An 11,888-nucleotide genomic window follows, 5' to 3' on the forward strand; every position below is an offset into this window, starting at 1 on the left:
CTTAATGGAGAACCAATTGGGGGAGAAATCAAAATGAAACTACGAGAGCAGATGCCTGAATTAACAGGTGCCACAGCATGGCTGAACAAAGAACAATCAAAAGCCGATTTGATTGGTGACAAACCAACTTTGATTCATTTTTGGTCTGTAAGCTGCTACTTATGTAAAGAAATAATGTCCCAATTCAATGCGTTTAGGGACGAATACAGTGAAAAGCTTCATTTTATCGCCGTGCACATACCAAGGGTAGAGCAGGATTTAAATATGGATACAATCAAAGCAACAGCTGAAGAATATGGCATAACACAGCCAATTTTTATAGATAATGAGCATAAACTTGCTGATGCCTTCGAAAATGAGTATGTCCCTTCCTATTATGTATTTGATCTGACCGGTGAATTGAGACATTTCCAGGCTGGCGGAAGCGGTATGAAAATGCTGGAGAAACGTGTGAATAGAGTGCTTGATGAGCCGATTAAGAAGGGTGATTAAGCAAATTTAAAAAGCATAGATTTTAATCTATGCTTTTTATTATGCAGTAAAAAACTTTGAATCATTTTGTTTTCAAAAAATTGCTAAAAATCTTATAAAAGCAGTAGATTAATATTTCGAAAACCGTTATATTAATAGTGCAACTTTTTTTGCTCTTAAAAAATGGAGTCTGTTAGGGAAGAAGAGGGGGAGCGGTATTTGGAGACATTTCAGAAGTTAAAGTCGTATTATTTGCCGTTTAAAAAGTATTTTATGGTTTCGATTTGTTTTTTAATTGTGGTGACTGGCATTACCGTTGTGTATCCGATTATTTTGCAGATCACCATCGATGAAGTCGTATTGCAAGGCAAGTATGATTGGATACCGTATTTGTCAATCGGATTTATCGGGGTGATGATTATTAAAGGAATTGCAACATATATTTACCAGTACACAGGTGATATGTTCGGTATCAGCTCTGTGTACTTATTGCGGAATGGGTTATACAAAAAGCTGCAGTATTTGCCTTTTTCCTATTATGATAATGCAAAAACTGGTGATCTGATGTCGAGGCTGACAGCAGATGTAGAAGGATTCCGCTTTTTCTTATCAGCAGGCTTCTCTGAGCTGATCCGTTTTATCTTGTTAATCGCAGTAAGCTTTACTGTAATGCTGAATTACTCTGTATCTTTAACGTTTGTAACTTTGGTAACGCTTCCGTTTTTAGCTGTAGTTACATACAAGTTCGATAAAGCAGTTCATCCTGCGTTTAGAGGAATCAGGAAATCCTTCGGTGTCCTCAATACAAAGGTGCAGGAAAACATCAGCGGCATTAATACAGTGAAATCACTTTCCAGAGAGGATTTTGAGGTCGGAAAGTTTAATAGAGCGAACGGTGACTATAAAGATCAATATTTATTCACTTCAAGTATTTGGTCAAAATACTTCCCATTAATGGAGTTTCTGGGAAATGCCAGCATTGTCCTGCTTATTTCTTACGGCGGATATTTAGTTATTGAAAACAAGCTGCAGCCAGGTGAACTTGTGGCATTTTACAGTCTGCTTGGGTATATTATGTGGCCAATTATGAACTTGGGATTTGTTGTTAATCAGTTTTCCCAGGCAAAGGCCTCTGGTGAAAGACTTTTAGAAATTTTGGAAAAGGACTTTATTATCGAAGATAAACAGGATGCTAAATATGCACAAAAGCTGGTTGGGGAAGTGGAATTCCGCAATGTCAGCCTTAAGTATGCAACAAAAGAAGGTTTTGCCCTACAGGACATCAGCTTTTATGCACAACCTGGCAAAACAATCGGCCTGATCGGCGGAACAGGCTCCGGCAAAACAAGCATTACCCAGCTGCTGACAAGATTTTATGAAGCAACAGAAGGCGTTGTTCTTGTTGACGGGCATCATGTGGAAGAGTATGAGATTGAGTCGCTTCGGGGCAATATCGGATTAGTGTCACAAGAATCGTTTTTATTCTCCTCTTCTATTAAGAGCAATATTGCATATGGCAAACCGGAAAGTACAATGGAGGAGATTATCCATGCTGCTAAACGGGCTCAAGCACATGATTTTATTATGGAGCTGCCAGACGGCTATAATACAATGCTTGGGGAGCGCGGTTTAGGACTGTCTGGAGGGCAAAAACAGCGTATCGCTATTGCGAGGGCTATTTGTATTAACCCTAGTATTCTTATTTTAGATGATGCAACAAGCGCAGTTGATATGCAGACGGAATTTACTATTCAGAAGGAACTGAAAGAAGTAATGGACAATAAAACGACCTTTATTATTGCCCATCGGATTTCGTCTATTAAGCATGCTGATGAAATAATCGTGCTTGATGAAGGGCGGATTGTAGAAAGGGGCTGTCATGAGGAGCTAATTACCCAAAATGGGCAGTATCGAAGAATATATGATATTCAATTCCAAGATAAAAAAAAGATAATAAATGCTTAGGGAAGCAAGGGGGTAAGAAACTTTGAGTAAACAGAAAACGGAAAATAAAGATACCCTAATTTTAAACAGGTTTGAATATACGACAGAAGAAGTAATTGAAAAGCCGTTTAACTGGAAGCAAATGTGGCGCTTGCTGAGCTATATGAAACCATATCAAAAAAATCTATTGCCGTTGTCCATTATCACTGTTTTGATAACAACAGCTGTAAGGCTGATAATTCCAATCCTGATTGGTGTTTATGTCCTCGATCAAGCTATCACAAATAAGGATGGCAGCCAGTTGACAACATTTGTACTGCTAATCGGAGCGATGTATGCCGTTTCCTATGCAGCCAATTTCTATCGAATCAAATGGATGAACGAATTAGGTCAAAAGGTAATCTATGATTTGCGAAAAGGCCTATTTACACATGTGCAAAAGCTGTCACACCGGTTTTTTGATGAGCGGTCTGCCGGTTCTATACTTGTTAGAATATTAAATGATATTAATTCCCTACAAGAGCTATTTACAAATGGTGTTATCAACCTATTAATGGATATCATCTTACTGATTGGAATTTTTGTAATCCTGCTAACATTAAGTCCAGAACTGGCTTTAGCTGTATTAGTGGTCATTCCTGTCATGTTCTTTATCTCTACAGCGTTAAGACGGAAAATCAGGAAATCATGGCAAATTGTTCGGCTTAAACAATCTAAGCTGAACTCGCATTTAAACGAGAGCATTCAAGGAATTAGGGTTACCCAAGCTTCTACTCAAGAAAAGCCAAATATGATGTTCTTCGATGGCTTGAACAATGAAAACTTTGAGAGCTGGAAAGATGCTTCTAAGCAGAATGCTATGTTCCGTCCGTTTGTGGAAATTACCAATGCCATTGGTACAGCAGTACTCATCTGGTATGGAGCGTATTTAATCCAGCACGGAATGACAATAGGTGTTTTTGTTTCCTTTGCGTTTTATTTAGGAATGTTCTGGGAGCCAATATCCCGACTAGGCATGGTATATAACCAGCTTTTAATGGGAATGGCTTCCTCGGAGCGGATATTTGAATTTTTGGATGAGAAGCCTAATGTTTCAGAGGCGGACGATCCTGTCACCCTTCCAGAAATGAAGGGGCAAGTTTGCTTTAAAGAGGTGGAGTTTGCTTATACAAGTAATCGCAAAGCTTTAAATGGAATTAATTTGACCATTCAAGCTGGTCAGACAGTTGCTCTTGTTGGCCATACAGGTTCTGGAAAAACCACTATTGCCAATTTAATCAGCCGCTTTTACGATCCGACAAAGGGAGAAATTTTCGTAGATGGTATCGAAATAAAAGACATCTCACTGAAATCGTTACGAAGTCAGATCAGCATTGTGCTGCAAGACACGTTCATCTTCTCAGGAACCATTATGGAAAATATTCGCTTCGGCCGACCTGATGCAACAGATGAGGAAGTGATTTCTGCGGCGAAGGCAATCGGAGCTCATTCATTTATAGAGGCATTGCCTAAAAAGTATGAAACAGAAGTAGAAGAACGAGGGAATATCTTATCTGTCGGCCAAAGGCAGCTTTTATCCTTTTCAAGAGCACTTTTGGCAAATCCACGCATATTAATTTTAGACGAAGCGACAGCAAGCATTGATACAGAAACGGAAGTCAAAATCCAAGAAGCATTAAAGACCCTACTAAAGGGAAGGACTGCTATCATGATAGCACATAGACTTTCTACGATTCGAGATGCGGATAAAATAGTTGTTCTTGACCACGGCAGCATAATGGAAGAAGGCTCACATGAACAATTGATGGAACAAAACGGTATATATTATCATCTCGTAGAAGCGCAATTTAAGATGTTAAATGCAGTATAGATCTTAAAACGAAAATGGTATTCCTTTTAGTGACAGTATGGGTATAGCTGGTAAAATAGTAGCTGTTCCTTTATTATTATAGAATAAGGTACTAAAACTGGAGGAAATACAGTGAAAAAGGAATTTGCAGTAATCGGACTTGGCCGCTTTGGCGGAAGCATATGTAAAGAATTAATGGAGCTTGGTATGGAAGTGATGGTCATTGACAAAAATGAGGAACGTGTCAATGAGTATGCTAATATTGTGTCACATGCAGTTGTCGGCAACTCTGTAGATGAAAATGTACTGAAAAGCCTAGGCATTCGAAATTTCGAGCATGTGATTGTGGCGATTGGCGACGATATCCAGGCGAGCATTTTGACGACGCTTATCTTAAAGGAGATGGGTGTCAATAACATTACCGTTAAAGCCCAAAATGATTATCATGAAAAAGTGCTAAAGAAAATTGGCGCAGATTCAATTATTCATCCAGAGCGGGATATGGGGAAAAGAATTGCCCATAATATCGTTTCTAATAATGTCCTCGATTATCTCGAGCTGTCTGACGAACATAGTATTGTCGAAATCAAATCAAGCAGCCGTTTGGCGGGACATACAATGGTTGATCTTGATATCCGTGCCCGCTACGGTATTACAATTGTAGCTATCAAGCGAGAAAATGATATCATTGTTTCTCCGCAAGCGAATGAACCGATAAAAGAGGATGATGTTCTCATCGTAATTGGGGCCGATTCTGATATTAACCGGTTTGAGAAAAAAGTAATGTCCTAAATAAAGAAAAGAGGTCAGCGATTAAGCTGGCCTCTTTTTATTAAACTTCCATAATGATAGGAAGTATCATTGGTCTTCTTTTTGTTTTTTCGTATAAGAATGGAGATAGGGTATCAATAATCTCGTTTTTAATTTCAGACCATTGCGTTGTTTTACGCTCCATTACTTTGTTTAAATGCTTGTTAATCAATGATTGCGCATCGTTGATTAAGTCGCCAGATTCTCGCATGTATACAAAACCTCTGGAAATAAGGTCAGGTCCAGCGGAAATCTTGAAGTCCTTCATATTAATGCTCACTACGACAACAACAAGGCCTTCCTCTGAAAGAATGCGGCGGTCGCGCAAGACGATATTGCCGATATCCCCGATGCCGCTTCCATCAATGTAAACAGAACCGGACGGAATTTTCCCTGCTACCTGTGCTGTATCGCTTGAAAGAGCAAGCACTTCACCATTATCCATGATAAAGCAGTTTTCTTCTTCCACACCGCAGTCAATTGCTGTTTGTGTGTGGATTTTTTGCATTCTGAATTCTCCGTGAATAGGCATGAAGAATTTAGGTTTAATTAATCGCAGCATAAGCTTTTGCTCTTGCTGTCCGCCGTGACCTGATGTATGAATATTGTTTAAAGGTCCGTGGATAACTTCGGCACCAGCGCGGTAAAGCTGATTAATTGTTTTATTGACACTTAATGTATTCCCAGGAATCGGGGAAGATGAAAAGACAACTGTATCTCCAGGTATGATCTGGATTTGGCGATGTGTGCCGTTGGCAATCCTAGACATCGCTGCCATCGGTTCTCCCTGGCTTCCTGTACATAGAATCGTTACTTGATTTGCAGGTAAACGATTGATATGGTGCGGTTCAATAAACGTTTCTTTCGGAGCTTTAATAAACCCAAGCTCAAGACCAATATTGATTGCAGCTTCCATGCTACGTCCAAACACGGCAACTTTACGGCCAAATTCTACTGCTGCATCTGTAACTTGCTGCAGTCTGTAGATATTTGAAGCGAAAGTCGCGAAAATCAAACGTCCGTCTGCTCTGCGGAAAATATCTTGAATGCTTTCGCCGACTTTTCTTTCAGACATAGTGAAATTCGGCACTTCACTGTTTGTGCTGTCAGACAGTAGGCAAAGCACGCCTTCTTTTCCAATTTCAGCCATTTTTGTTAAGTTCGCAGGTTCGCCGACAGGAGTAAAGTCAAATTTAAAGTCTCCTGTATGAACGATTTGCCCTGGCGGTGTCTTAACGACAATCCCGTAAGAATCAGGGATGCTGTGTGTTGTCTTAAAGAAGGAAACAGATGTTTTTCTAAACTTAATCACATCATCTTCTTTAATTTCATGCATAGTTGTTTGTCTTAATAATCCATGCTCTTCAAGCTTATTGCGAACAAGAGCAAGAGCAAGCTTTCCGCCATAAAGAGGAATATTTACTTGTCTAAGCAAGTAAGGAATACCGCCAATATGGTCCTCGTGACCATGTGTAATGAATAATCCTTTAATTTTATCTGCGTTTTTCACAAGGAAACTATAATCAGGAATTACATAATCGATACCGAGGAGCTCGTCCTCAGGAAACTTAATTCCAGCATCAATAAGTATAATTTCATCTTGGAATTGCACACCGTATGTGTTTTTACCGATTTCCCCTAGTCCACCTAGAGCAAATACAGCTGTTTGATCGTTTTTAACAAATTTCATTATTCAATCTCCAATACTGTAAAATCTTCATTTTGTTTTTCATAGTCTAGGTAAGCTCCATCTACTGGGCGTACAAATTCAATATTGTAAGGTTTTTCAGCTAGTTTAGTACGGACATCTCTTTCTGATATACCTTCAACGTAAATTGTTTTTGTTTTTTCTCTTACTGGTACCTCTGTTTTTAATTCTTGGAAGTAAACTTTATAAACCATTTGAATCGCTCCTTAAAAAAATATTATCTAATTTTTATTATATAAAAGATTAACATGTTTTTCATGTTTTTCTATATAGAAATCGCTTTAATGTAAAGATATGTAAATTTGTAGGTTTCAATCTTTCCTGAAATCCTGCTTATTTTAGAACAATGATAATCGTATCATAGCATTATTTTCCCATAAATAATATAGATGAAACAGATGTTCACAAGCAAGTCCATGAAAAAAATAAAAGGCCCAACCCTCTGATAAGTGTACATGCATATAAAGGGCCATTCGACAGCCGTGCTTTATATACGTGTTGGCAAAATGAGGTCAGACCCTAATGGAACAATCGGTTAGTTTTTAAGCAATTGTTTTTTTACGCAACAAATCTTTCCACTGTCTACGAAGCTTTTGACGAAGCTTTTTTAACATAGTGGATCATCTCCTTACTTCCTATTTTAAACCATTCTTGTACAAAGTAAAGCCTTGCTTCTTAGTATATGGTGTATTTTGTCCTGAAAAGAGAAAATTATGTCTATAGTGGAGAATATTATAGGAGGAAAATTAGTAATGACTCTATATTGTTAGTATATGTAACACTAGTTAAATCTTTTATGTCAGGAGAGGTTTTTTTGAAAATGGGCGACAGAAGGCACTGCCTAATAGCAGCGCCTTAACCCATTATCTATCAATTGGAATCGCGTTTTCAACCGGTGTATACGGAGCTTCTGAATTGATATGGTCATAGAACATAACACCGTTCAAATGGTCAATTTCGTGCTGGAAGACGATAGCAATAAGTCCCTTAAGACGCAGCTTTATCTCCTTATTATCAAGGTCGACTCCCTTAACAGTGACTCTAGCATATCGCGGCACGAAACCAGGGATGGTCTCATCCACAGACAAACAGCCTTCGCCGCCAGTTAAATAAGACTTTTCAACAGAATGACTGATTATTTTAGGATTAAACAAGCAATAGCTGTAAAGTTTTCCATCCTCATCTTTAGCATGAACGGCAATCATGCGTTTTGGAACATTAATCTGTGGTGCTGCAAGGCCCACACCGCCCCTTAAGCCATACTTTTCAGCTTTTTCAGGGTCTTGGCTATTTATTAAATACTCCATCATGCTTTGTAAAATCTGTTTGTCTTCCTCGCTGGCAGGCAGAGAAACTTCTTCTGCTACATTTCTTAATGTCGGATGACCGTCACGAATGATATCCTTCATCGTTATCATACTGATCACGTCCTTTTGCATACATAAAATGATAAATACGAATATAAGTCTAACAGACAAATGCTAAAAAGTTAATCTTTTGGAATTCATCCAAAATTATATGAAAAATAAAATACTAGAATAAGTAATATAAAAGAAGAGAACGGAATAGCTTTTAATAGAAGATTACTATTTGGGTTTTCGTAAAGGTATTTGCCCTTATGTTTCACAAATGGCAGAATAGAGTGGTTATATCATAAAACCATACAGCATTATATTTATACTTAATAGCAAATGAAACGAGAGTGGGGAGGATATAATTGAAAAAAGCGAAAAGACTGGCAGCAGCAGCACTTATGATTGTCATTATTACCAGCTTGTCCGCTTGCAAGGGCTTCGAATCTTCTGGTGAAAAAATGCATGGCAAGCTGGAAAAGGTAGTAGAGCTAGAGAAAGAGTTTGAGGATCAGCAAGATCCGCTAGTAAAACTAGAAAAGAGTGAACAAGAGATTTACGCCAACATCATCTCGTTAGGGCTCGAAAAAATGGATGAAATAAAAAGTCTCTCAGATGAGGCACTTGCATCAGTAGCCAAACGGGAAGAATATATGAATAAAGAGGAAGAAAGCATCCAGAAATCAAAGGAAGCTTTTAAGAAGGTTAAACCAATTATTGAAGATATGGATGAAGATGAAAAAGACCTTAAAGCAAAAGCAGAGGAGTTATACAATGTCATGATAGACAGGTATGAAGTGCATGACCAATTGTATGCAAATTACACTACCGGCTTAAAGTATGATAAAGAGCTGTATGAAATGTTTAAAGACAAAGATGTAAAAATAGATGCGCTTGAAGAGCAGATTAATAAAATTAATGAAGTATATCAAAAAGTGCTTGCCAATAATGAAGAGTTTAATAAATTGACGAAGCAATACAATGAACAGAAGCTCGATTTTTATAAAAAAGCGGGAGTCGAAATTAAAGTAGAAGAAACACAAAATAAATAGACTAAAGTAAGCGTCTTAAGAGATTGGATGCCAGATAGGTATTGGATGTATATTCATTTACTTATCTGGGCATTCATTACACTAGGGCGCTTTTTGTTTTACATAGGCGTTTTTTAGGATGTTTTCGACAAAATGGCGAGCTGGAAAAAAATGTTGATATTATAATACAGTTTCGGATAGTGTTATTTTTATAGTACAGATATATAACAGCTGATAATACAGTTTAAATAAATATTTTTTAGCAAAATAAAAAAATACACAAAAAACATAGTACTTTAAGATTGACGGATAATATTTATGTATATTAAACTTATACATGTATTAAAAAGTTGTATTAATATATTTTATTGTACTTATTGATACAGAACATACGGATACCGAATTATTTATAAAGACGTTTTTTCTAGCGGATTTTGTGGAAAACTGCATAAGTATGGTTTTTTTTAAGTTGAAAAACAATGTGGAGGATAAACTAGAAAGCGCTGTCTAACTAGGTTACCACATTTTCATTACCATGAAACAACGAAAAGAAAATGCGTTAGATTTTTTTGATGCGTCTTTTTAAAAAGAAAGGAAAGGGTGGCTTAAATGGCTTCTAAAACGAAGAAGGCTCAATTAGATGTGCAAGCACAGCTTGAACAAGTAGAAAACCAATTTCAAACACTTCAGATTCTAAATGAAGAGGGCGAAGTGGTAAATGAATCTGCAATGCCTGATTTAAGTGATGAGCAATTACAAGAATTGATGACTCGCATGGTGTACACTCGTATTCTTGACCAACGCTCAATTTCTTTAAACAGACAAGGTCGTCTAGGTTTCTATGCACCGACTGCAGGTCAAGAAGCTTCTCAATTAGCTTCTCAATTTGCATTGGAGAAAGAAGATTTTATTCTTCCAGGATATCGTGATGTTCCTCAGTTAATCTGGCACGGACTTCCTTTATACCAAGCATTCTTATTCTCTCGTGGACATTTCAAAGGTAACCAAATGCCTGAAGGTGTTAACGTAATTTCACCGCAAATCATCATCGGTGCACAATACATCCAAACTGCTGGTGTAGCACTAGGTATGAAAAAACGCGGAGCGAAATCAGTAGCTATCACATACACAGGTGACGGCGGTGCTTCACAAGGTGACTTCTATGAAGGTATTAACTTTGCTGGTGCATTCAAAGCTCCTGCTATCTTTATCGTACAAAACAACCGTTTCGCAATCTCTACTCCAGTTGAAAAACAATCTGCTGCAAAAACGATTGCACAAAAAGCAGTTGCTGCTGGTATCCCAGGTATCCAAGTAGACGGAATGGATCCATTGGCTGTTTATGCAGCTGTTAAAGATGCTCGTGAAAGAGCTGTTAATGGTGAAGGTCCAACATTGATCGAAACACTTACTTATAGATATGGTCCACATACAATGGCTGGAGATGACCCAACTCGCTACCGTACATCAGATCTTGATAGCGAATGGGAAAAGAAAGATCCATTGGTTCGCTTCCGTAAATTCCTAGAAAACAAAGGAATCTGGAACGAAGAAAAAGAAAACGAAGTAATCGCTCGTGCTAAAGACGAAATTAAAGAAGCAATCAAACTTGCTGATGCTGAACCACAGCAAAAAGTAACTGACTTGATCAACAACATGTTTGAAGAGCTTCCAAATAACTTGAAAGAACAATATGAAATCTATGCAGCAAAGGAGTCGAAATAAGCCATGGCGCAAATGACAATGATTCAAGCAATCACTGATGCGTTACGCACAGAATTACGTAATGACCCGAACGTTTTAGTATTCGGTGAAGACGTAGGTGTTAACGGCGGTGTATTCCGTGCAACGGAAGGACTTCAAAAAGAATTCGGCGAAGATCGTGTATTCGATACTCCGCTAGCTGAATCCGGTATTGGTGGTTTGGCTGTAGGTCTTGGTCTTCAAGGCTTCCGTCCAGTTCCTGAAATCCAATTCTTCGGTTTCGTATATGAAGTAATGGACAGCATCAACGGTCAAATGGCTCGTATGCGTTACCGTTCAGGCGGACGTTACAATTCACCTGTTACTATCCGTTCTCCATTTGGCGGTGGTGTTCATACTCCTGAGCTTCACTCAGACAGCTTAGAAGCACTTGTAACAACTCAACCTGGTTTGAAAGTTGTTGTTCCATCAACACCTTACGATGCAAAAGGTCTATTGATTGCTGCGATCAGAGACAATGATCCAGTTGTTTTCCTTGAGCATTTGAAATTATACCGTTCATTCCGTGAAGAGGTACCTGAAGAAGCGTACACAATCGAAATCGGTAAAGCAGACGTTAAACGTGAAGGTAAAGACCTATCATTGATCGCTTACGGTGCAATGGTTCACGAATCACTTAAAGCTGCTGAAGAACTAGAAAAAGAAGGATACTCTGTAGAAGTTGTTGACTTGCGTACAATCAGCCCATTGGATGTTGATACAATCGTTGCTTCTGTTGAAAAAACAGGAAGAGCTGTTGTAGTTCAAGAGGCGCAAAGACAAGCAGGTATCGCTGCACATGTTATCGCAGAAATCAACGAGCGCGCTATCCTTAGCCTAGAAGCTCCAGTATTGCGTGTAGCTGCTCCTGATACTGTTTATGCATTTACACAAGCTGAGAACATTTGGCTTCCAAATTACAAAGATATCATTGAAACAGCTAAAAAAGTCCTTACTTTCTAATAAAGTAGTTATTAGTC

General features: G+C 38.3%; 10 protein-coding genes. 7 read left to right on the forward strand and 3 right to left on the reverse strand.

The features are described from left to right. Positions 1–33: 33 nt before the first annotated feature. From L8T27_RS06370 to L8T27_RS06385, 4 genes are all read left to right on the forward strand, one after another. Positions 34–492 (forward strand): TlpA family protein disulfide reductase, encoded by a 459-nt coding sequence (locus tag L8T27_RS06370; protein WP_233314604.1) that lies wholly within the window; start codon positions 34–36, stop codon positions 490–492. A 198-nt stretch (positions 493–690) separates the two neighbouring features. Continuing rightward, entirely contained in the window at positions 691–2,436 is a 1,746-nt protein-coding gene (locus L8T27_RS06375; RefSeq protein WP_237941156.1) for an ABC transporter ATP-binding protein, read from the forward strand. A 22-nt stretch (positions 2,437–2,458) separates the two neighbouring features. After that, entirely contained in the window at positions 2,459–4,285 is a 1,827-nt protein-coding gene (locus tag L8T27_RS06380; RefSeq protein ID WP_233314601.1) for an ABC transporter ATP-binding protein, read from the forward strand. Positions 4,286–4,396: 111 nt separating this feature from the next. Then, complete coding sequence (locus L8T27_RS06385; RefSeq protein WP_233314599.1) at positions 4,397–5,056, forward strand: potassium channel family protein; 660 nt, start codon at positions 4,397–4,399, stop codon at positions 5,054–5,056. A gap of 40 nt (positions 5,057–5,096) precedes the next feature. Here L8T27_RS06385 and rnjA read toward each other — a convergent pair whose 3' ends face one another. The 3 genes from rnjA to def form a co-directional block, all read right to left on the reverse strand. After that, positions 5,097–6,764: a ribonuclease J1 gene (gene rnjA, locus L8T27_RS06390; protein ID WP_233314598.1), complete on the reverse strand. Its 1,668-nt coding sequence runs from the start codon at positions 6,762–6,764 to the stop codon at positions 5,097–5,099. Beyond that, complete coding sequence (locus tag L8T27_RS06395) at positions 6,764–6,976, reverse strand: DNA-dependent RNA polymerase subunit epsilon (RefSeq protein ID WP_233314596.1); 213 nt, start codon at positions 6,974–6,976, stop codon at positions 6,764–6,766. Before L8T27_RS06395 ends, rnjA begins: the two co-directional genes overlap by 1 nt. Positions 6,977–7,645: 669 nt before the next feature. After that, complete coding sequence (gene def, locus L8T27_RS06400) at positions 7,646–8,200, reverse strand: peptide deformylase (protein WP_233314595.1); 555 nt, start codon at positions 8,198–8,200, stop codon at positions 7,646–7,648. Between the two features lie 299 nt (positions 8,201–8,499). Here def and L8T27_RS06405 point away from each other — a divergent pair, with 299 nt between their 5' ends. The 3 genes from L8T27_RS06405 (at position 8,500) to L8T27_RS06415 (ending at position 11,871) form a co-directional block, all read left to right on the forward strand. Then, on the forward strand, positions 8,500–9,186 hold the full coding sequence (locus L8T27_RS06405) for a YkyA family protein (protein WP_237941157.1): 687 nt from the start codon (positions 8,500–8,502) through the stop codon (positions 9,184–9,186). Positions 9,187–9,774: 588 nt separating this feature from the next. After that, on the forward strand, positions 9,775–10,890 hold the full coding sequence (pdhA, locus tag L8T27_RS06410) for a pyruvate dehydrogenase (acetyl-transferring) E1 component subunit alpha (protein WP_233314593.1): 1,116 nt from the start codon (positions 9,775–9,777) through the stop codon (positions 10,888–10,890). Between the two features lie 3 nt (positions 10,891–10,893). Continuing rightward, positions 10,894–11,871 carry an alpha-ketoacid dehydrogenase subunit beta gene (locus tag L8T27_RS06415; RefSeq protein WP_233314591.1) on the forward strand — a complete coding sequence of 326 codons (978 nt, stop codon included), beginning with the start codon at positions 10,894–10,896 and terminating at the stop codon, positions 11,869–11,871. Positions 11,872–11,888 lie beyond the last annotated feature (17 nt).

It is taken from the genome of Niallia sp. Man26 (genome assembly GCF_022049065.2).
GTDB lineage: Bacteria > Bacillota > Bacilli > Bacillales > Cytobacillaceae > Niallia.

Bases quoted from the DNA above. Each gene is read 5' to 3' on its own strand.
- L8T27_RS06415 (WP_233314591.1), top strand. From the start codon at position 10,894: ATGGCGCAAATGACAATGATTCAAGCAATCACTGATGCGTTACGCACA.
- def (WP_233314595.1), bottom strand. From the start codon at position 8,200: ATGATAACGATGAAGGATATCATTCGTGACGGTCATCCGACATTAAGA.
- pdhA (WP_233314593.1), top strand. From the start codon at position 9,775: ATGGCTTCTAAAACGAAGAAGGCTCAATTAGATGTGCAAGCACAGCTT.
- rnjA (WP_233314598.1), bottom strand. From the start codon at position 6,764: ATGAAATTTGTTAAAAACGATCAAACAGCTGTATTTGCTCTAGGTGGA.
- L8T27_RS06395 (WP_233314596.1), bottom strand. From the start codon at position 6,976: ATGGTTTATAAAGTTTACTTCCAAGAATTAAAAACAGAGGTACCAGTA.
- L8T27_RS06370 (WP_233314604.1), top strand. From the start codon at position 34: ATGAAACTACGAGAGCAGATGCCTGAATTAACAGGTGCCACAGCATGG.